Origin of the sequence: Spirulina sp. 06S082 (assembly GCF_034932145.1) — a bacterium.
GTDB lineage: Bacteria > Cyanobacteriota > Cyanobacteriia > Cyanobacteriales > Spirulinaceae > CCY15215.
On the sequence record NZ_JAYGHV010000028.1, the window covers coordinates 1 to 18,485 of the forward strand.

Annotated in this window: 24 protein-coding genes and 2 pseudogenes; 13 read left to right on the top strand and 13 right to left on the bottom strand. The window is 42.1% G+C overall.

The annotated features are described in order from the left end of the window. Together VB714_RS04105 and VB714_RS04110 are read right to left on the bottom strand one after the other, a co-directional pair. Positions 1-396 (bottom strand): annotated as a pseudogene (locus tag VB714_RS04105) (hypothetical protein); the annotation flags it as partial. A 29-nt stretch (positions 397-425) separates the two neighbouring features. Then, a complete protein-coding gene (locus VB714_RS04110; RefSeq protein ID WP_323221453.1) occupies positions 426-755 on the bottom strand; it encodes an MgPME-cyclase complex family protein in 330 nt (109 codons plus the stop codon). A 342-nt stretch (positions 756-1,097) separates the two neighbouring features. On the opposite strand from VB714_RS04110, the gene VB714_RS04115 reads away from it, so the two are divergent. Genes VB714_RS04115 through VB714_RS04125 form a run of 3 tightly spaced genes read left to right on the top strand, consistent with a single transcriptional unit; the run spans position 1,098 to position 2,871 of the window. Continuing rightward, positions 1,098-2,159, top strand: coding sequence for an ABC transporter ATP-binding protein (locus VB714_RS04115; protein WP_323221454.1), 1,062 nt, complete (start codon positions 1,098-1,100; stop codon positions 2,157-2,159). Positions 2,160-2,176: 17 nt separating this feature from the next. After that, a complete protein-coding gene (locus VB714_RS04120; RefSeq protein WP_323221456.1) occupies positions 2,177-2,509 on the top strand; it encodes a DUF433 domain-containing protein in 333 nt (110 codons plus the stop codon). After that, positions 2,509-2,871, top strand: a complete 363-nt coding sequence (locus VB714_RS04125; RefSeq protein ID WP_323221458.1) for a DUF5615 family PIN-like protein — start codon at positions 2,509-2,511, stop codon at positions 2,869-2,871. The genes VB714_RS04120 and VB714_RS04125 overlap by 1 nt, the downstream gene beginning before the upstream one ends. 65 nt (positions 2,872-2,936) lie before the next feature. Here the strand turns inward: VB714_RS04125 and VB714_RS04130 are convergent, their stop codons facing one another. Next, positions 2,937-4,142: a phosphoglycerate kinase gene (locus tag VB714_RS04130; protein ID WP_323221460.1), complete on the bottom strand. Its 1,206-nt coding sequence runs from the start codon at positions 4,140-4,142 to the stop codon at positions 2,937-2,939. Positions 4,143-4,276: 134 nt separating this feature from the next. Between VB714_RS04130 and VB714_RS04135 the strand changes: the two genes are divergently transcribed. Beyond that, positions 4,277-4,690 carry a universal stress protein gene (locus tag VB714_RS04135; protein ID WP_204104792.1) on the top strand — a complete coding sequence of 138 codons (414 nt, stop codon included), beginning with the start codon at positions 4,277-4,279 and terminating at the stop codon, positions 4,688-4,690. Positions 4,691-4,782: 92 nt separating this feature from the next. Here the strand turns inward: VB714_RS04135 and VB714_RS04140 are convergent, their stop codons facing one another. Further along, the gene (locus VB714_RS04140) at positions 4,783-5,490 is read right to left on the bottom strand and encodes an SDR family NAD(P)-dependent oxidoreductase (RefSeq protein WP_323221462.1); all 708 of its coding nucleotides are present in this window, start codon (positions 5,488-5,490) and stop codon (positions 4,783-4,785) included. Here VB714_RS04140 and VB714_RS04145 point away from each other — a divergent pair. Beyond that, on the top strand, positions 5,490-5,687 hold the full coding sequence (locus VB714_RS04145; protein WP_323221464.1) for a hypothetical protein: 198 nt from the start codon (positions 5,490-5,492) through the stop codon (positions 5,685-5,687). The two genes, VB714_RS04140 and VB714_RS04145, sit on opposite strands and share 1 nt — an antisense overlap. A 134-nt stretch (positions 5,688-5,821) precedes the next feature. Then, a complete protein-coding gene (locus tag VB714_RS04150) occupies positions 5,822-6,256 on the top strand; it encodes an Hsp20/alpha crystallin family protein (RefSeq protein WP_323221466.1) in 435 nt (144 codons plus the stop codon). A gap of 173 nt (positions 6,257-6,429) precedes the next feature. On the opposite strand, the gene VB714_RS04155 is transcribed toward VB714_RS04150, so the two are convergent. From VB714_RS04155 to VB714_RS04165, 3 genes and pseudogenes are all read right to left on the bottom strand, one after another. Further along, positions 6,430-7,872: a bifunctional orotidine-5'-phosphate decarboxylase/orotate phosphoribosyltransferase gene (locus VB714_RS04155; protein ID WP_323221469.1), complete on the bottom strand. Its 1,443-nt coding sequence runs from the start codon at positions 7,870-7,872 to the stop codon at positions 6,430-6,432. 281 nt (positions 7,873-8,153) lie between these two features. Then, positions 8,154-9,305 (bottom strand): annotated as a pseudogene (locus VB714_RS04160) (NAD-dependent epimerase/dehydratase family protein); the annotation flags it as partial. 295 nt (positions 9,306-9,600) lie between these two features. Next, positions 9,601-10,227, bottom strand: coding sequence for a sigma-70 family RNA polymerase sigma factor (locus tag VB714_RS04165; protein WP_323221474.1), 627 nt, complete (start codon positions 10,225-10,227; stop codon positions 9,601-9,603). 423 nt (positions 10,228-10,650) lie between these two features. On the opposite strand from VB714_RS04165, the gene VB714_RS04170 reads away from it, so the two are divergent. Beyond that, positions 10,651-11,601: a hypothetical protein gene (locus VB714_RS04170; protein ID WP_323221476.1), complete on the top strand. Its 951-nt coding sequence runs from the start codon at positions 10,651-10,653 to the stop codon at positions 11,599-11,601. A 97-nt stretch (positions 11,602-11,698) separates the two neighbouring features. On the opposite strand, the gene VB714_RS27320 is transcribed toward VB714_RS04170, so the two are convergent. Further along, positions 11,699-11,821: a DUF4058 family protein gene (locus VB714_RS27320; RefSeq protein WP_416309599.1), complete on the bottom strand. Its 123-nt coding sequence runs from the start codon at positions 11,819-11,821 to the stop codon at positions 11,699-11,701. Positions 11,822-11,935: 114 nt separating this feature from the next. On the opposite strand from VB714_RS27320, the gene VB714_RS04175 reads away from it, so the two are divergent. Further along, on the top strand, positions 11,936-12,157 hold the full coding sequence (locus tag VB714_RS04175) for a hypothetical protein (RefSeq protein WP_323221478.1): 222 nt from the start codon (positions 11,936-11,938) through the stop codon (positions 12,155-12,157). Here the strand turns inward: VB714_RS04175 and VB714_RS04180 are convergent. From VB714_RS04180 to lpxD, 5 genes are all read right to left on the bottom strand, one after another. Then, positions 12,120-12,551 (bottom strand): hypothetical protein, encoded by a 432-nt coding sequence (locus VB714_RS04180; protein WP_323221480.1) that lies wholly within the window; start codon positions 12,549-12,551, stop codon positions 12,120-12,122. The two genes, VB714_RS04175 and VB714_RS04180, sit on opposite strands and share 38 nt — an antisense overlap. 11 nt (positions 12,552-12,562) lie before the next feature. Beyond that, a complete protein-coding gene (locus tag VB714_RS04185) occupies positions 12,563-12,952 on the bottom strand; it encodes a RusA family crossover junction endodeoxyribonuclease (protein ID WP_323221483.1) in 390 nt (129 codons plus the stop codon). A 95-nt stretch (positions 12,953-13,047) separates the two neighbouring features. Then, entirely contained in the window at positions 13,048-13,170 is a 123-nt protein-coding gene (locus VB714_RS04190) for a DUF4058 family protein (RefSeq protein ID WP_323221484.1), read from the bottom strand. A gap of 25 nt (positions 13,171-13,195) precedes the next feature. Further along, positions 13,196-13,765 carry a Uma2 family endonuclease gene (locus tag VB714_RS04195; RefSeq protein ID WP_323221486.1) on the bottom strand — a complete coding sequence of 190 codons (570 nt, stop codon included), beginning with the start codon at positions 13,763-13,765 and terminating at the stop codon, positions 13,196-13,198. A gap of 96 nt (positions 13,766-13,861) precedes the next feature. Beyond that, positions 13,862-14,899: a UDP-3-O-(3-hydroxymyristoyl)glucosamine N-acyltransferase gene (lpxD, locus tag VB714_RS04200; RefSeq protein WP_323221488.1), complete on the bottom strand. Its 1,038-nt coding sequence runs from the start codon at positions 14,897-14,899 to the stop codon at positions 13,862-13,864. A gap of 25 nt (positions 14,900-14,924) precedes the next feature. On the opposite strand from lpxD, the gene VB714_RS04205 reads away from it, so the two are divergent. The 5 genes from VB714_RS04205 to VB714_RS04225 all read left to right on the top strand — a co-directional run. Then, positions 14,925-15,500, top strand: a complete 576-nt coding sequence (locus tag VB714_RS04205; RefSeq protein ID WP_323221490.1) for a TerD family protein — start codon at positions 14,925-14,927, stop codon at positions 15,498-15,500. A 141-nt stretch (positions 15,501-15,641) separates the two neighbouring features. Next, complete coding sequence (locus tag VB714_RS04210) at positions 15,642-16,241, top strand: TerD family protein (RefSeq protein ID WP_323221492.1); 600 nt, start codon at positions 15,642-15,644, stop codon at positions 16,239-16,241. A 106-nt stretch (positions 16,242-16,347) separates the two neighbouring features. Next, positions 16,348-16,929: a TerD family protein gene (locus VB714_RS04215; RefSeq protein WP_323221494.1), complete on the top strand. Its 582-nt coding sequence runs from the start codon at positions 16,348-16,350 to the stop codon at positions 16,927-16,929. Positions 16,930-17,034: 105 nt separating this feature from the next. Next, the gene (locus VB714_RS04220) at positions 17,035-17,808 is read left to right on the top strand and encodes a VWA domain-containing protein (protein ID WP_323221496.1); all 774 of its coding nucleotides are present in this window, start codon (positions 17,035-17,037) and stop codon (positions 17,806-17,808) included. Positions 17,809-17,846: 38 nt separating this feature from the next. Next, positions 17,847-18,485 (top strand): endonuclease/exonuclease/phosphatase family protein (locus VB714_RS04225; RefSeq protein ID WP_323221497.1); only part of this gene is annotated, 639 nt, incomplete at its 3' end.

The following is an 18,485-nucleotide window of genomic DNA, read 5'->3' on the forward strand; positions in this document are numbered from 1 at the left end:
GGGTGTGAGGGGTGTGGGAGGTGGGGGGAGTGTGGGGGGAAGGGGAATAACAGAAGTATCGTTAGGAAGACGCGCAATTGAGATTTGAAGCCCTAAAATTTCGTTAATGTAGCGTCCCCATTTATTTGCAACACTCACATCCTCAAAACCGCCAACTCGACTGGCTACATTACCTCGGTATTGACAAATATCAATTTTTGTGTTATAGGGTAAGCCTCGACGGAGTAATTCTCGTGCATCTGGAGTGGGTGTTGATACCAGCACAAGTAATTCCCCAGTTTGGGGAGGTTCGCAGGAAGGAAGGGATATTTGTGCAATACTACGATCGCCTTTTCCCCACCAACCTAGGGTTAGTAAGAGGAAACAGGCGATCGGAAGGGAATTTTGCTTGACCATGAATTTAGTCGCTTATCGGTCAGCCCTTTTCACACTGCCGTTTCTAGGGAAGCCAGAGGATCGGGAATCGTTGCTGAGGGTGCTTGAAACTCACCCTTCAAAACATATTCTAAACGCAATTTGAGCCAAGTTGTAAATTTGGGATCTGTGGAAATCACCGCAACGCAAGATGGCGGACACTTTGCTTTAACAGCAGCCATTTCTGGAGTCTCCAAAAAAGCAGGCTGTTTAACCAGCCAAAAATCAATCTCTTTTTCATGCTCTTTATAGTACCTCGTTCGTTCTTTGAGAACTTCCGCAAAAGGTTCTTCCTCGAGTAAAAAACGCTGACTGGCTAAAATGTAGAAATAGGTTTGCATGATTGTTTGTAATGAGCGATCGCTGTTGGACAATTATCAATTATCAACGAACAATTATCAACAATCGAGGGAACTAAATTACAAATTACCTTATCTGGCTAGGGGTTAACCCCCAATATCGACGCGCAAACCGAAGGGAAAAAGTATTTTGCCGCCTCTATGGTCAAAAAACTTCATTACTGCCAATTTGTCAAGTTTTTCTATGTAACGATTTATTGAGTGCGATTTTACTAGGAATAAGGATTAGAGTATAATTAGTTTTTTCAGATTCTAGTAGAGAAGTAGCAAGTATGCGATCGCATTAGATTCATTGACGATAGGTGCTTCACAAATAAAATTATCATGGCTATTCTAAAATTACACAGCTTACGCAAACAATTTGCACCCAATGTCATTCCCGTTAAAGATATAAGTTTAACAGTAGATGATGGAGAGTTTTTAACATTATTAGGTCCTTCAGGATGCGGTAAATCTACTTTACTAAGATTGATCGCAGGTTTAGAAGAACCCACATCGGGGGAAGTAATCGTGGGAGAAAATAACCTGACTCGTACTCCTCCTGGCGATCGCAATATGGCGATGGTCTTTCAAAGTTATGCCCTTTATCCTCACATGACAGTTGCTGAAAATATCGCCACCTCATTGAAGATACGCAAAACCCCTAAAGAGGAAATTCAACAGCGCGTTGGTGCAGTTACCGATACATTAGGACTCTCTCATTTAGGCGATCGCAAACCAGGACAACTTTCTGGAGGACAGCGCCAACGCGTTGCCCTAGCTCGCGCTTTGGTGAGAAAGCCCGAGGTTTTTCTTCTCGACGAACCCCTAAGTAATTTAGATGCTTTATTACGAGAACAGGTCAGAGAGGAACTTAAGCAGTTATTTGAAGCGCAACAAAAACCCGTTGTTTATGTCACCCACGACCAAACTGAAGCGATGACTTTATCGAGTAAAGTAGCCATCCTTCTAGATGGACTGGTACAGCAACTCGATCCGCCTGGTCGTATTTATACTCATCCTGCTAATAAGTTTGTTGCGGGGTTTGTTGGTAGTCCTCAGATGAATTTACTCTCGCTAGAATGTAAAGGCGATCGCGCTATTCTAGGGGATTTTTCAATTCCACTACCATCGTTTTCTGTGTTTCCCTCTGCGATCGATATGGGCATTCGTCCAGAAGATTTAAGCATTGCAACAGAGGAAGATAAAATTACAGTTGAGGGCAATGTATTTCTCGTGGAAAACTTCGGTCGGGAGTTATTGGCGAGTGTTAAGGTTAACGGTTCAAAGGATACCCTTCGCATTCTCGTCAGTCCCGATCGCGAGTGGGGAAAAGAAGCAATTAAATTGGCCTTTAATCGCGATCGCATTCATTGGTTTGATGCCAAAACAGGCGATCGCCACTAAAATAGCAATAATGAATCATGCAAATCGAAGAATATTTTGATTTTCTAGACTCCGAGGATATTCGTATTAAAGGAACTCGTATTGGCATTGAGAGTATTCTTTACGAATATATCTATCACTGTAAAACCCCCGAGGAAATTTTAGAATGCTTTCATACTGTTACCTTAGATCAAGTTTATGCAACAATTTTATATTATTTGCAAAACAAGAATAAAATTGATCGTTATTTAGCGGATTGGCTAGAATTTTCTCGTCAAATGCGTCAGCAACAACAAAAAAATCCCTCTCCCGGACGGTTGAAAATACGAAACCTCAAAGCTCAACTCAAAATATCTGAAGTTCGGGTATAATGGCAATTCAATATTTACTTGATGAACATATTTCCCCAGTCTTCCGAACTCAACTGGTACGACGAAATCCAGAATTAAAAGTTAGAATTATCGGAGATTTAGATGTACCTCCTAAAGGAACACTCGATCCAGAAATATTAGTTTGGTGTGAACTTAACAATTATATTTTAGTCACAAATAATCGTAAATCAATGCCAAAACATTTAGCACAACATCTCGAAGAAGGTGGGCATATTCCCGGTATTTTTACGATCGATCTCGAGATCGGTATGGGTCAATTACTTGATGAATTAATTTTAATTGCAAGTGCATCGTTTGAGGATGAATATCGCGATCGCATTGAATATTTACCTTTAAATTAAGGCCATCACATATATGCAAAAAGAGGCGCGATCGCGCCTCTTCTTAAATTCAACCCAAACAAGAATTAAGCATCATTCAACGCAGCAATTCCAGGAAGTGTTTTTCCTTCCAACAATTCCAAACTGGCACCACCACCCGTCGAAATATGACTCATTTTTTCAGCAACCCCTACTTTTTCTACGGCTGCAACCGAATCACCACCACCGATAATGGTAATGCAGCCTTTAGGAGTCAAACCTGCCAAAGTATGGGCGATCGCCTCAGTTCCTGGGGCAAATTTATCAAATTCAAAAACCCCCATAGGACCATTCCAAATCACGCATTTGCAGTCTTCTAAAGCTGCTTGGAAAGTCTTCACAGAATCAGGTCCAATATCCAAACCCATCCAACCTTCAGGAATAGCATTGACGCTTACCGTTTGAGCATTAGCATCCGGCGCAAAATTATCTGCGACCACTACATCCGTCGGTAATAATAACTCTACTCCTTTTTCTTTAGCTTTCGCTTCCAAAGTTTTGGCCAATTCTAACTTATCTTCTTCCACCAAAGACTTGCCAACGCTCAATCCTCGTGCCTTGTAGAAAGTGAAAATCATGCCACCACCAATCAGCAACTTATCGCACTTATCCAATAATGTTTCAATGACCCCGATTTTGCTCGAAACCTTAGAACCGCCGATAATTGCCGCCAAAGGACGCTGAGGATTGTCGATCGCCCCTTGCAAGAACTTCAATTCTTTCTCAATTAAATAGCCAGCAACGCTGGTTTTTAGAACTTTAGTGACACCCTCCGTAGAAGCATGGGCGCGGTGTGCCGTCCCGAAAGCCTCATTAACGTAGATATCTGCATTCGCCGCTAATTTCTGAGCAAATTCAGGATCGTTTTTCTCTTCTTCGGCATAGAAACGGACATTTTCCAATAAAGCAACATCGCCATTATTCATGCCGCTAACCACAGAAGCCACCGCATCGCCGATACAATCAGAACACATGGTGACATTTTGCCCCAATAACTCCGATAAGCGTTTAGCAACGGGAGTGAGGCGCAATTCCTCTTTCACCTGTCCTTTAGGACGACCCATGTGGCTCGATAATAAGACTTTTGCGCCTTTTTTCGTTAAATCTTGGATCGTCGGTAATGCTGCCCGAATCCGAGTATCGTCGGTAATTGCGCCTTTATCATCAAAAGGAACGTTAAAATCGGCTCGAACCAAAACCCGTTTACCTTTTAAATCCGCTTCTGATAAATTTGCTACAGTTTTCTTAGGCATAAGAATATTCTCCTGTTTTCGTTTGAGTTTCTCAAAATGCGATTCAATATTGCTAGGGAACGCAAATTTCCCCAGTTTGGGGGATCGATCCCTAGCTGATTGTACAGGAGCGGGTGTTACTGGAGATACAGTTTATGTTTAAAACGGTTCTATTCCCTCTCGATGCCAGTCCGGAAGCGGCTAATGCGATGAAAGTGGTTGCGGAACTTGTTCGCAAATACGAAAGTCGCCTTATTTTACTCTCTGTTGTTGAAGCGCCGACTATCGAACAGGAAACTAAAGCTCAGGAGGTCATGAGTTCCCCTCAACAGGTGGAAAAATTGCTCGATGGTGCAAAAGCGGCATTTTCTAGCAAAGGAATCGACGCGGAAACGATTGAACGAGAAGGAATGCCTTCTTTTACGATTTGCGATGTTGCAGACGAACTCGATGCCAACCTTATTGTCATGGGTTCTCGCGGCATGGGTTTAACTGCCGAAGGGGTTTCTGAAAGCGTTACCAATCGCGTGATTAATTTATCTCCTTGTCCGGTTTTAATTGTTCCGTAGTGTGCTTGGTTGCAGTTATTTCTTGTTGGTGGTGACTCTCCTTTTCCCTTTTTGCCGGGGGTTAAGGGGGGTTTTTCATCGGTTGTTAAATCCTACCATTGTTCCAAATAAGGGCGCAAATCGAGTTCAAATGTCCATGCTGTGGGGTCTTGATGAGCCAGATAGAAGACTGTATCGGCAAGGCGATCGGGGTTGAGAAAGGCATCATTCGGGCGATCGGGAAAATTAGCGCGAGTTTGAGGCACGTCTATCATGCCGTCGATAATAACATAGGAAACGTGAATATTTTGCGGTCCGAGGCTTTTGGCCATGGATTGTGCGAGACTGCGTTGGGCGGCTTTTGCGGAGGCAAAGGGGGCGGTTTTGATGCCCCCACGCCAGGAAGCAGTCGCCCCGATCGCCACGATCGCGCCGCCACCAAGTTCGAGCATATCTCGCGCTGCTTCTTGACCGCAAAGGAGCAAACCGAGGGCATTTACGCGCCAACTTTGCTCGAAGTCTTCGGGGGAGGTGTTGAGAAAATCTTTGAATTGTCCCGATCCGGCATTGTGAACTAAAACGCTAACTTTGCCGATTTCTTTGCGAATCATCTCAAAGGTTTTGCGAACGGCTTCGCGATCGCCAACATTGGTAGGAATACTAATACTGTTGGGAATCTGTTTTTCTATCCCTTGCAAGCGTTCGACGGAGCGTGCAAGCATGATAACACGGTAGCCTTCTTGGGCAAATTTTCGCGAAATAGATGCACCGTTGCCAGGACCGACTCCCGTGACCACGCATAAACGATCGCTGTTGGACATTGTTGAGCCTCTCAATTCTCGTGTTTGAATTATGCCATGAATTGCGATCGCTTCTTTTTCTAATTGAGAGTGGCAAATCTATGCCTAAAAATATATCGCGATCGCCTGGAACTGAAATTAAGCATTATTTCTTGATGAAGTATCGCGATCGCCAAACCGAAAAACCAAGTTCGGTAAACCGAAAAGTTAAAAAATAAGTACGGTAATCCTGAATTTTTTAGTTGTTAAAACCTCACTGACTTCTTTATTTATCTTCGCTAACTTAGTAATCAAAGGTAAGTCAAACAACTGCCTGAAATGATAGAAAAAGATAGCTTAGGAGGTTAATATCATGAACCTAATTCGTTTTCAACCTTTTCAAGATATCGATCGCCTGCACCAAGAAATGAATCGTCTTTTTGATGATGCACGAAATGTCCCCGATCGCTTGAATGGAAACTTTGTTCCGGCGGCGGAACTTGAAGAAACCGAGGATGCAGTTCTTCTTAAACTCGAAGTCCCCGGAATGGAAGCAAAAGATATCGATATTCAAGTAACGGCTGAAGCGGTTGCGATTAGTGGCGAACGCAAATCGAAAACTCAATCAGAAGAAAAAGGTGTAAAACGCAGCGAATTCTATTACGGTAGTTTCCGCCGGGTCATCCCTCTTCCTTCTCGCGTTCAAAATACCGATGCAACGGCGGAATATACCAATGGTATTCTCAATCTGACTTTACCCAAAGCAGAAGATGAAAAAAATAAAGTTGTTAAAGTCAGCCTCAACTAAGGGCGATCGAAAATGCGAGTAATTGCAGCGATTTGATGCCTTAGTTTTATCCAAGGGCTAGAAATTCTTCGCATATTAACGGCAGGATGGGTCGGCGATCGCTTGACCCATCCCCCTCAACTAATATTACGCTAAAATTAAGACAGAAATAAAAAGAGCGAATATTATTTTTTTCACCCCAACAAAATAGCGTATTGTTGTTCGTCAATGCGTCCCGCTTCGTAAAGAGTTTGAGTAATGTCCGAAATTCCTAAGACAGAATGGGCATTATAACCACTCTCTCGCAGTCGTTCTTTTACTCCTCCTTCATGGTCGATCAAAACAACAATATCTTCTACGACTAACCCCGCAGATTGCAACTTATTTGCCCCTTCGATCGCGCTTTTGCCACTAATCAAAATATCATCCACTACCACCACGGTTTCCCCTTGTACAAACTTGCCTTCAATTGCTTTTCTCGTCCCATGTGCTTTCGTTTCTTTACGAGGAAAAATCATCGGATGTTGTAGTCGCAAAGATAAACCGGTTGCAGTGGGAAGGGAACCATAAGGAATTCCTGCAATGCGATCGAAACTGAGGGTTTTCAATACGTCTTCATAAGCATTGAGAACTTGGTGAAACACTTGCGGTCGAGAGATAATGGTGCGAAGGTCAATATAATAGGAAAAAGTCGCTCCCGATGCTTGCACGTAATCTCCAAAAAGAATGCAGCCAATATCAAAGAGTTGCAGTATTAAATCTTGATGAGGATGCTGTTTCAATAAACAAACATCGGGAACCCAAACCTCGCAAGTTGTTCCTTCTGTGCGAACTTCGTGACAAATTTCTCCAACGCGATCGTTGAGAGATTGAAGTAATGTAACAATATTTTCTTGACTTCCCCAATCTTGAGGTACGGGTAATAATAATCCTTCTCCATTCTCGTTTAATCCTGCCCGAATCAGACCTTCAAGATTTTCCTCTTGAGCCCAAATACTCCGCAGCCAAATCAGTCTTTCTGGAGCCAGCGATCGCACTTCTGCTAAAATATCTGGAGAAGTTGTTCCCACTTCTAAGCATAATTGTTCTGGAGTTCCCCAGGCTTTCACTTCCTTAACAATTTGCAAATAAAGAGGGGAATCGGAATCAGGATATTCTTGAATGGGAAAGGCGGAAGGGTTAGACGTGCGACAAAGAATAAAGGCTGCTTTTTCGGGGTATAATAAAAAGGGCGCTGCTTGATCTTGTCCTGCGTAAGGACTGAGGGTAATTGCATCAACTTGCCATTCATGGAAAGCGGTACGAGCAAAAACAGTAGTCGTGTTAAGATCGCCGTGATTGGCATCGAGAATAACAGGTAAATGTTGAGGGATTTCTGCGAGAATTACCTCGAGTAATTCTAATCCAGAAGCCCCATAAGATTTATAAAAGCCAAAACTGAGTTTATAGGCACAAATATAAGATTGGGTTTCTTGGATCAGTCCTGTTAACCAGTCGCGAAAAGCTGTGATGAGTTGAGATTTATTCTCTGGGATGCCATAGCGATCGGGTAACATTTCTGGGTTGGGGTCTAACCCCAGGACTAAAATGCTTTGATTTTGCGCGATCGCCAAGCTCAATTTGGTGGAAAAATTCATTCTTTGAATGAGTCAAAAACTAATGAGTTGCGCTACATTGATGAGCGGTCGTTCGCGTAGCGTTCCCGGAGGGAGTAGGTATGCTGAATTTAGTTCAGCATATCCAATCGACCAAGAAAGGGTAAGGTTTGCCTCGTCTCTCTTGGTCAGCTTAACGCTTAGACTGGTCAGGTTAGGAGCTATCGTTGATTCAATATCCCGCTAGAACGCGAAGCGTTAGCGGTGAGTTTCTGACTATTTCCCGTACCATTGCTTGGAGAAGTCGCTTCTTCTTCTTTTTGTTGTCGATGCCAAGATACCGTAGGTAGAATTTGTTTTTTGTCAACTCGATTTTGATACTTTGTGGCAAAATTGAGCAAAGAATCGAGTAAAGAATCATCAAGAAGATGAGGTTTCAAGCCTAAATCGAGAAGTTTCGTGTTCTTGGCATTAAAATAATGTTCTTCCAATTCAACTCGAGGATTAGGAAGATTGTCAATCTTGACTTCCAAATCCATTTTAGCTGCCGCTTTCTTGACCTTCAACGCCAGATCGCCAACGCTAAAAAGTTCGGTAAACTGGTTAAAGACGCGGAATTGACCCGGTTCCGCAGGATTGTCGATCGCCAATTTCATACAACGTACTGTATCGCGAATGTCCAACAAACCGCGCGTTTGACCCCCCTTACCATATACCGTTAAAGGATGCCCGATCGCCGCTTGAATGCAGAAGCGATTCAATGCCGTCCCAAAGACACCATCGTAGTCCAAACGATTGATGAGAAGGTCATCCATCGCCGTTTCTTCGGTTTTCACCCCATAAACAATACCTTGGTTGAGATCCGTTGCGCGAAGCCCCCAAATTTTGCAAGCGAAGTGAATATTATGGCTGTCGTGGACCTTGGAAAGGTGGTAAAAACTACCAGGCTGTTTGGGATAAGGAAGAGTATCTTTGCGTCCGTTGTGTTCGATCTCGATATAACCTTCTTCAATATCAATATTAGGAGTGCCGTATTCTCCCATCGTTCCCAACTTCACCAAATGGCAATCGGGAAAATCCTCCTTCATGGCATAAAGGATATTCAACGTTCCTACCACATTATTAACTTGGGTAAAAACAGCGTGTTCGCGATCGATCATCGAATAGGGTGCCGATCGCTGTTCCCCAAAGTGAACAATCGTCGTTGGTTCAAATTGCCGTAGGGATTTGCTTAAAAAATCATAATCGGTAATATCGCCAATAAACAGATCGATGGTTTTCCCCGTTAACTCGGTCCATCGTTGTAAGCGTTTTTGAATGGGGGCGATCGGGGTCAGGGTATCGACTCCCAACTTCGTATCCCAATAGCGGCGACTTAAATTATCGAGAATGCCGACCTCGTATCCTTGATTAGAAAGGTGGAGGGCTGTTGCCCAACCGCAATAACCATCACCACCGATAACCAGAGCTTTCATATTATTTTTTTTCAACTTTATTTGCCAATACTGGGTAAATGTATCAGGTATTGAGACACCTTTGGAAGAGTTTTCCGTTTTGGCAGGGAGGAAATTTCTTCTTTATCCTTATATCCTTGGGTTTAACCGGCTAACCCCTCTTCTCTCTTTCCGGTACTGCCAATTTTCGCTACTCTAGAGAATCCCCAGTCCAGTTTAATTGATTGTCCAGTCAACACCGAGACCCGTTCTTGTCAATTTTTCTGAAGCAGACCGTTAGGGGCGATCGCATTATACTGAAAAGATATTCTCGTTATTAAATTGTTTCAACAATGCGAACGGTTAGTTCTTTCCAGCGTTTGGAAATAGCACCTTGAGTAATTCCTAATTCAGAGGCTAACTTAGCCTGAGTTTTGCCTTTGAGTTTGCCTTTCCAAAGTTTAAGATAGCGTCGTTGGGGATAGGAGAGATCGATACGCTCGATCGCTTTTCGGATTCGCTGCATTAAATCCTGATATTCAAGAGAGTCAAATAAATTGGCACTATCGGCGATAGTATTAAGAATGGGTTGATTTGTACCAGGAAGATTGCGATCGAGGCTGTCACAAGTTCTCAATTTTTCTCGGCGCACAAGATCGATGACCGCAAATCGTGCCACTATTGCTGCCCAATGATAGAAGTTACCGCGATCGGAATCAAATTTTTGTGCTTTGAGTTTTTGCCAGATCTTTTCTTGGGCAGTTTGCGCCGCATCTTCCCAATCAATAGCTGTTCCTCGGGTCTGTTTGCGGGCAATACGCTGCACTCTTAATTGATGTTGGGAATCTGCCAATAATTTACCAAAAATTCGCTCGTCTTCGTGAAAATCTGGCACTGGATTTTGGGTAGAAAGTTGAGTCATTTGGTTTTGAGAGAGAGAGGGAGCCTGAGAATTCATAGTCATGAGGATATTGACAACAAAAAACTGGTTTGAGTAGGGCTTTAAGTAGATTCACTGAATTCTATTCTTTTAAGTCCTGTATCTCTAGGATGACTGTCTTATTCTGGGTGAAACAAGATCGGCAATTGATAAGTAAGTGATCCGCAATTGATCTTGACATCACTTTAAATTAAGAGTAATAATTCAGCATTCCCACCATTGAAAAGTTACAGAAAATTAGCTGTAAATCTTTGAATACAGGGATTGTGTGGAAGAGGTGAAAGTTTTTTTAGCGATCGCGGAATATTTTTTGATGGCACTTCGTTACATCTAATAGAGGATGCTGAAAACACAATTTTCAATATTCCCAATGATATAGAAGGTTGACTTCTATATCAGAGATCGAAGATTTATTCGATCAAATCATTTTCTGTTGTGATATCAATCATGGGAAACAATAAAATGGATCGACGTAGTATTGTGACAACTCAAACGGACTCTAGCCTGTCCTCAAATCGTGGCATTGAGTCGGGAAATGCTGATGAAACCCAAAATGCAACTTGCAATTGCAGTTTGCCTAATAATGGTCAGGAGTGTATGTCAGCCGAAACTCCTCCATTCGATTATGTAGCCAGTGGTTTTGGTCCAGACGGTCAGGAAATCGAAGACGAACCCACATCATTAAAATCGCTTGCAACCATCGTTCTCTCCAATGGCGCTCGAGTCGAATTCTACGCAGTTGAAGAGGAAGACGGATATGGGATTGCCATGCGCGAACTGGGTGATGCAGAGCGAATGATGCCGTCTGTGTTAGCAACAATGTCAAATTTATCAGCTTTAGAAATCTATTCTAAGCTCTGCCCTAATAAACCAGTTCCACGAGAGATTGCTATACAAGCCGGACTTCAGCAAAGCGTCAACTTGACTGATACGATTGGGGAACCGTTGGAAGCCGATCTCGATAGTCTTGGAATTGTACTGCCTGTTCAGTTTGGCAGCGATTCTGGTGGTGGTTGGGGCGGCCATTTTTGCATTCCGGGTGATGGCTGGCACGCTTTTGTCGCATTTGCTTGCAATGGTTCGTATCCTGCTAATGCTTGGCGTTGGTGCGATCCAAATGCTGCTTTTTTCTGGCGCGATCGCTGGACTAATGGACATAAGCGCAAGTGTTCATTTGGAATTACTGCTACTTGTGGCGGGCCTGCAGAAACGATTCATTACTACAAAAAGAAGAGCAATGGAAAGTGGAAGCGGCTCAAGATTTGGTATTTACCCAACAACCACTGGCAATGGACGCGCTATTGCGGAATTGCAAAGCGCGATCGTTGGGTTAAGCACCGTTCTTCTATTCAGGGACAGCCATCTTTTGTAAGAAGCTTTACTGCTATATACACTTAATCCGATGGCCTTAGATTCTTTGAATACAATCGTTTGAAACTTCGTAGCGGTATTGCATATAATGCCGCTACATCAAGCTCGATATTTTCCTCTTCTGCTATGATACGATAGGTTCTACATCATTTTCTCGCAAAGGAATAGGAAAATGAGGCATAGATTGTTGTAGATTAAACCCATAGAGATCGGCACGAGGTCGGGTTTCGCTGCGACTGACGAGAATGCGATAATCCTAGGTTATCTCTTCTCCTTCCATTGGTAAAGAAGGATACGATCGCGCCTATTTTTTCCAATTCGAGCTATTCTGTATATAGAGCTTAATGAGCCACGATCGCCAATGAATAACGAACTCGCACTACAACTGCACGATCGCTTTACACGAGGCGAAATCCTCTCCGATGCAGAACAAGAACAGTTAGAGCAATGGTACGAACTACAAGATAATCTAGAGGCTGAGGCTTTAAATATCATACCACCTTCAGAATCTCTAGAAACCCTGCAAAACAAAGTCAATATTTTCCTCAATTATTATTTTTCAAACCCCGAAAAAGATTGTTAACAATAGCAAAAACTCCTTCAGCAAAATTGCGATCGCCTTCAATCTCTCGTTTTTCCATAAAAGCATCTCTCAGGGCGATCGCTTGCATTAAAATATTGTAAGTTTCGCGATCGATTAAATTTTTGCGATCGAAAACCTGTAAAAGTTCGCTTGGACTTTTGGTTTCATACTCGATATTTTCCTCTTCTGCCATGAAAGGTAAAATTGTTTCTAGAGTAAAGATGGCAGAAGCGATCGCAGTATCAAAAGCACCTAGTTCTATTATTTCTGTAATTCGGTTTAAGTATTCTTGTATATCTTCTCGATCTCGGTGTGGATAATCATACAGAAAAGTTTCGCGATCTCCTGTATCAGATTTTGCTTGAAGATTTTCTAGATTTTTTGTTACCATCATTCGATTCCCATTTATACAGCAGAAAATTCAATTTTTACAAAAATAAAAGGTCGATTTTGGTTTAAAGCTGACGCGATCGCGAGGGGAAGCTCCCGAGTATCCACACTTGGCTCGATAAGCCGCTTTCTAATAATGAGATCGGTAATTTGGCGATCGTCAATATAAATCAACAGATTAAACGCATCCAGAATCGGCTTGGCAATATTGTCAATATCGAGAGGCATCCTTTTATAATAGTAGACAACTTCAACTTGGATGAGATCGCGAGTTGGAATGGTATTAATGGGAAGATTGGCGATCGCTGTTTGACGCACTTTGGCTTTCCACGCTTGAAGTAATGCACGATTGTTGGTTTGTAAGGAAATCGGAGAACCAAAAACAATAAATTCAAAGGGTAGCAAAGATTATTCTGGTAGCAATAAATTGGTATAATGTAAGATAGCACATTCAGGATTGCAAAACGAAGCGATTCGATATGATATTGCTTCGCTTATTCTTATAAAAATTGTCCTACCCAAAGCCGATTGCCCTTGGTGAGAGAAGGGACTGGCTTCCTACTATAGTCGATCGCCAAGTCGTAACCACCGCGATCGTAAACGCTTGAGTTTAATCTTATCATCTTTAAACTTAATGAGATCGCCTCTCTATTTTTTTCCCATTTTTAACCAACTAAAAACTTGTTCGACTGTTAGCACCAAGTCAATTTCTTCAAGAATAGGTAAGCGATCGCTTCCAACAAACAATTTAGGCTGTTGCTGCGATTGAAATACCAAAATAGAGCGATCGCTTGGATCCAATAACCAACCCAGATCGCACCCATATTCCAAACAATAGCTAATATTATCAATCACTCGACTCGAACTTTGTTCGGGTGAAAGAATCTCAATTGTCCAATCCGGAAACAATAAAAAATCATTGGGCATTTCTCCATCAGCATCGAAGGGAATTCGAGACCAACGGAAAACAGCAACATCTGGGACAACCGATCGATTTCCAAAACTACATCGCAACTCTGGCAACGCATAAGCAATTTGGGGCAATTCCACGGGATCGTTAATACAATTGCACATCTTCAACTGTAACAGACTATGTTTTCCCTTTGGCATTGGCTTTTGTACAATTTCACCCTCAATGTATTCGCTAGCCGGTTTAGTTTCCGGTAACTTCAGAAATTGTTCTAGAGTGGGTGTCGAAGTGACGATTGTTGCGGTCATGTCTCCCAATCCTTTCTTAACTTATTCCCAGTTTAACAGTTTTCAATCGATCTCCTTGATTCCCTAACAAATTCTCAGATTAAATGCTTATATTTGTTATTTTTTGGCCATGCGTCTGAACAATTTGTACATTTCTGGCAGGCGATTGTACACCGCAGAAATTTTCAACCACAGTTTATTAGGAATTGCGGGATAGCCGGAAACAATAGCTTTGGGATCGACATCTTTATGTAATCCTGATTTTGCCGTCGCGATCGCACCATCACCAATTTTAACTTGATTGGCAACTCCCACTTGTCCCGCTAACAGTACCCCATTACCCACGATAACCTGTCCAGAAAGCCCTACTTGGGAGGAAATGGCGCAATTTGAGCCGATTTTACAACCGTGACCAATTTGTACTAAATTATCGATTTTCGTGTTGTAGCCGATGCGTGTCTCTCCTACAGGAGGGCGATCGATCGCACTGTTGCAACCCACCTCTACGCAGTCTTCTAAAACCACAATTCCCGACTGGTGCATCTTCACCCAACCGCGATCGCTAGGCACAAAGCCAAATCCCTCACTACCAATAACCACACCGCTATGAATGACACAATCCGCGCCAATTTTACTTCTCTCCTCAATCGTACAATTAGCATGAAGAATAGTGCGATCGCCGATTTCTACCCCAGGATAAACCGTAACATTGGGAAAAATACAAACTCCTGAACCGATCTTGACATTTTCTCCAATAACTGCATGAGCGCCAATCGAGACATCCTGCCCTAAACTAGCACTGGAGTCGATAACCGCCGTCGGGTGAATTTGCGGTTTGGGTTGATAAGGCTGATAAAAAAAGGAAATGGCGATCGCATATAACAAACGAGGATGGGGAGTTGCAACCCAAGCAATACCGCGATCGCTGGCAATCCTTTGCAATTCTTCATCTACAGGTAAAATTAAGGCGATCGCAGCCGTTTCCCCTACCATTGCTGCGTATTTTCCCCCCTCACTGTAAGCAAGAGTCTCAGCAGTGGCCGTTTCCAAAGATGCGATACCCGTTACCTGGGGGTTACAATCAGGATGAGCGGTCAGGCTAGTGCCTCGAACCAACTCAGTCTCAAATTTCTCAACAATTTCGCTAAATTTCATTGCAAGTTCGACAGATTAGATACAAATGGGAATTTCACTTCAAAAAGGACAGCGCGTTTCTTTAGATAAAGTAGCACCCAATCTGAAAGCCGTCTTTGTCGGTTTGGGATGGGATGTGAAAAGTACCGATACGGGTCACGATTTTGACTTAGACTCCTCAGTGTTTATGTTGGGTGCTAACGAAAAACTGCTTTCTGACAATCATTTCATTTTTTACAATAACCTGACCAGTCCCGATGCTTCTCAATGTGTCAAGCACATGGGAGATAACCTGACGGGGGAAGGAGAAGGGGATGACGAAGCGGTAATCGTCGATCTACGAAAAATCCCCCCAGAAGTACAAAGATTGGTTTTCACTGTCACCATTCACGACGCAGAGAAACGCGGGCAAAATTTCGGTCAGATCGAAAATGCTTTTGTGCGTTTAGTCAATGTGGAAACGAAACAAGAAGTCATGCGTTACGACTTAGTAGAAGATTACTCCGTCGAAACTGCCATGATTATGGCCGAACTTTATCTTAAAGATGGAACTTGGCGACTCAATGCTGTCGGACAAGGTTATCAAGGAGGTTTGCAATCATTACTCGATCGCTATTCTTGATAGTTGATAGTTGATAGTTGATAGTTGGACGGTAAATTTTGTGGTTATATCGTTCAATTTTAGGCTCGATCGCTTAACTCTTTTCTTTGCTTCCCTCCTGAGAGGGAAGCGATGAACAAACAATAAACAATAAACAATTTTATGACGATTAATCTACAAAAAGGACAGCGTATTTCTCTGGTTAAAGAAGCACCCGGTTTGACCCGAGTGCTTTGCGGTTTGGGGTGGGATGTCGCCCCAGGTTCCGGAGGTTTTTTGGGACTATTTGGGAGTACCCACGATTACGATCTCGATGCGTCGGTAATTTGTTTGGATTCCCAGCAAAAACTACGCGATAAAAGTGATGTAATTTACTTTGGCAATTTGCGCCATAGTTCCGGCGCGATCGCGCATTTAGGGGATAATTTAACTGGGGAAGGTAAAGGAGATGACGAACAAATTATTGTTGAATTACCACAAATTTCTCCTAAAATTGAGAAATTAGTTTTTGTTGTCAATATCTATAAATGCCATCAGCGCAAACAAGACTTCGGACAAGTGAAAAATGCTTTTGTTCGTTTGTTAAATATGGCTAATAATCAAGAAATTGCGCGTTACAATTTATCTGGTGCTGCTTATAGTGGTATGACTGGAATGATTTTAGCAGAACTATACCGGGCAGATAAGGGCTGGGATATGAAGGCGATCGGGGAGGGTATAGATGTTAATGGACTTGAAGAAATCTTGAAGTCCTATCGCTAAATAATTGTAAAATATCCGGAATTTTAACGACAATTTTGTGGAGATTGGGTATAGAATTTAATCAAGCGTCAAGCGCGATCGAATGTTGCAATCCTAGGGAGTTAAAATGACTATTAATTTAAGTAAAGGCGAACGGATCGATCTCTCTAAAGAAGTCCCCGGATTAACCAATACATGGGTTGGTTTGGGATGGGATCTTAATGCTACTGATACCGGAACTGCTTTTGATTTAGATACCTCTGTATTTATGTTGGGCGCAAATGGCAAAATTCCTGCGGATCCTTACTTTATTTTTTACAATAATTTAAAGTCTCCTGATGGCGGTGTTGAACATTTGGGGGACAATCGTAGTGGTGCTGGTGAAGGAGATGACGAAACTATTGAGGTGAATTTGGATAAAATTGATTCGTCTATTCAAGAATTGATTTTTGTTGTCACTATTCACGACGCACAAGAAAGACGACAAAACTTTGGACAAGTTAGAAATGCTTTTATTCGCATTGCTGATGCGAAAACAGAGAAAGAAATTACACGCTACGAACTTGATGAAGACTTTTCCACCGAAGCGGCTTTAGAGTTTGGTCGGTTGTATCGTAAGGATGGAACTTGGCGTTTTCAAGCAGTAGGACAGGGTTACAATTCTGGCTTATCCGCATTTGTTGAAAAGTATTATCAGAAATCTCAATAATTAAAATTTTTGTAATTCTGGCGATCGCCGACTTCTTCATTATTGCCAATTTTTGAGATTTTGGCGATCGCCAATCCTAGAACTATATTCAGGAAAATTAGAATAATGGGCATTTCTTTAGAAAAGATTGAAAAAGAAGCACCTCAATTAATCGATCTAGCCAAAAAAGCAGATATTTCTCTCAAAAAGGCGAATTTAACGCACCACCGCGCTAAAGTCGCCTTATGTTTAGATATTTCCGGTTCAATGTCTTCCCTCTATTCTTCTGGGAAAATACAGCAATTCGCCGAGAGAATTTTAGCACTGGGTTGTCAATTTGATGATGATGGTGCAATTAATATTTTTCTCTTCGGTGCAAATTCCCATGAAGCGGGAGATATGAACTTAAAAAACTTCCAAAACTTTATTAGCAGTCTTCAGCAGCGCTATCCTTTAGAAGGGGGAACTTATTACGGAAAAGCAATTAAAACAATCCGTAATTTTTATTTTCCTGGAACAGCACAAGAACCGGCTACAGGAATGTTTGGGGGTTTATTTGGAGGAGGAAAGAAACCGCAAAAAGAGGCGATCGCCGCTTCTCAACCCATCTATGTTATGTTTGTCACCGATGGCGCATCAATGGACCAACAAGTGACCGCAGAACAAATTACTCGCGCATCCTACGAACCCATTTTTTGGCAGTTTATGGCCATTGGTTCGGGAAATTTTGAGTTTTTAGAAAGTTTGGACAATTTGCAGGATCGCTATATCGATAATGCTGACTTTTTTAGCGTTAAAGACCCTCTTGCCTTTAGCGATGATAAACTTTACGATAAATTAATGACAGAGTATCCCAATTGGTTAAAAATGGCGCAATCAAAAGGATTGTTGATTGGATAATTGAAAAGAGGGGAGGTAAAATCATTAAAAGCCTAAACTTGATAGCAATTTTGTGGATTTTAGGAACTATTTTCGGTGTTTCTATTATTGCTCTAATTTTCTTCTTTTTCTGGGGTTCTTCTGGAGGTTATCCTCAAGAAAAGTATGCCGAAATTATTTCTGATGAGGGTTCTGAGAATCCAGCGCAAGATGATATATTAACGGTGGTAACTTACAATATTGGTTATTTATCGGGCTTAACCAATAATACCAGCGAACCTCGAACTTTAGAACTGTTTGAGAACAATTTGAAGACAGCAATTCAAGCCTTAAAACCGCTACAACCCGATCTAATTGGATTGCAAGAAATCGATCTAGATTCTCGACGTTCTTTTCGGATCGATCAAGGTACAGAATTAGCAAAAGGACTGGGACTTAAAAATCAGGCGATCGCCGTCAATTGGGACAAAAATTACGTTCCTTTTCCCTATTTTCCCTTCTCAGCACATTTTGGTCGTCTGCTATCGGGACAAGCAATTATTAGCCGCTATCCCATCCAAAAACACGATCGCCTTGTTTTAGAAAAAGTTGCCGATAATCCATTTTATTACAAAGCGTTTTATCTCGATCGCCTTGCCCAAGTTTCTCAGATTAAGATTCAAGAAGAAACAGTAATCTTAATTAATGTTCATCTGGAA

Bases quoted from the DNA above. Each gene is read 5' to 3' on its own strand.
- VB714_RS04110 (WP_323221453.1), bottom strand. From the start codon at position 755: ATGCAAACCTATTTCTACATTTTAGCCAGTCAGCGTTTTTTACTCGAG.
- VB714_RS04115 (WP_323221454.1), top strand. From the start codon at position 1,098: ATGGCTATTCTAAAATTACACAGCTTACGCAAACAATTTGCACCCAAT.
- VB714_RS04120 (WP_323221456.1), top strand. From the start codon at position 2,177: ATGCAAATCGAAGAATATTTTGATTTTCTAGACTCCGAGGATATTCGT.
- VB714_RS04125 (WP_323221458.1), top strand. From the start codon at position 2,509: ATGGCAATTCAATATTTACTTGATGAACATATTTCCCCAGTCTTCCGA.
- VB714_RS04130 (WP_323221460.1), bottom strand. From the start codon at position 4,142: ATGCCTAAGAAAACTGTAGCAAATTTATCAGAAGCGGATTTAAAAGGT.
- VB714_RS04135 (WP_204104792.1), top strand. From the start codon at position 4,277: ATGTTTAAAACGGTTCTATTCCCTCTCGATGCCAGTCCGGAAGCGGCT.
- VB714_RS04140 (WP_323221462.1), bottom strand. From the start codon at position 5,490: ATGTCCAACAGCGATCGTTTATGCGTGGTCACGGGAGTCGGTCCTGGC.
- VB714_RS04150 (WP_323221466.1), top strand. From the start codon at position 5,822: ATGAACCTAATTCGTTTTCAACCTTTTCAAGATATCGATCGCCTGCAC.
- VB714_RS04155 (WP_323221469.1), bottom strand. From the start codon at position 7,872: ATGAATTTTTCCACCAAATTGAGCTTGGCGATCGCGCAAAATCAAAGC.
- VB714_RS04165 (WP_323221474.1), bottom strand. From the start codon at position 10,227: ATGACTATGAATTCTCAGGCTCCCTCTCTCTCTCAAAACCAAATGACT.
- VB714_RS04170 (WP_323221476.1), top strand. From the start codon at position 10,651: ATGGGAAACAATAAAATGGATCGACGTAGTATTGTGACAACTCAAACG.
- VB714_RS04175 (WP_323221478.1), top strand. From the start codon at position 11,936: ATGAATAACGAACTCGCACTACAACTGCACGATCGCTTTACACGAGGC.
- VB714_RS04180 (WP_323221480.1), bottom strand. From the start codon at position 12,551: ATGATGGTAACAAAAAATCTAGAAAATCTTCAAGCAAAATCTGATACA.
- VB714_RS04190 (WP_323221484.1), bottom strand. From the start codon at position 13,170: ATGATAAGATTAAACTCAAGCGTTTACGATCGCGGTGGTTACGACTTG.
- VB714_RS04195 (WP_323221486.1), bottom strand. From the start codon at position 13,765: ATGACCGCAACAATCGTCACTTCGACACCCACTCTAGAACAATTTCTG.
- lpxD (WP_323221488.1), bottom strand. From the start codon at position 14,899: ATGAAATTTAGCGAAATTGTTGAGAAATTTGAGACTGAGTTGGTTCGA.
- VB714_RS04205 (WP_323221490.1), top strand. From the start codon at position 14,925: ATGGGAATTTCACTTCAAAAAGGACAGCGCGTTTCTTTAGATAAAGTA.
- VB714_RS04210 (WP_323221492.1), top strand. From the start codon at position 15,642: ATGACGATTAATCTACAAAAAGGACAGCGTATTTCTCTGGTTAAAGAA.
- VB714_RS04215 (WP_323221494.1), top strand. From the start codon at position 16,348: ATGACTATTAATTTAAGTAAAGGCGAACGGATCGATCTCTCTAAAGAA.
- VB714_RS04220 (WP_323221496.1), top strand. From the start codon at position 17,035: ATGGGCATTTCTTTAGAAAAGATTGAAAAAGAAGCACCTCAATTAATC.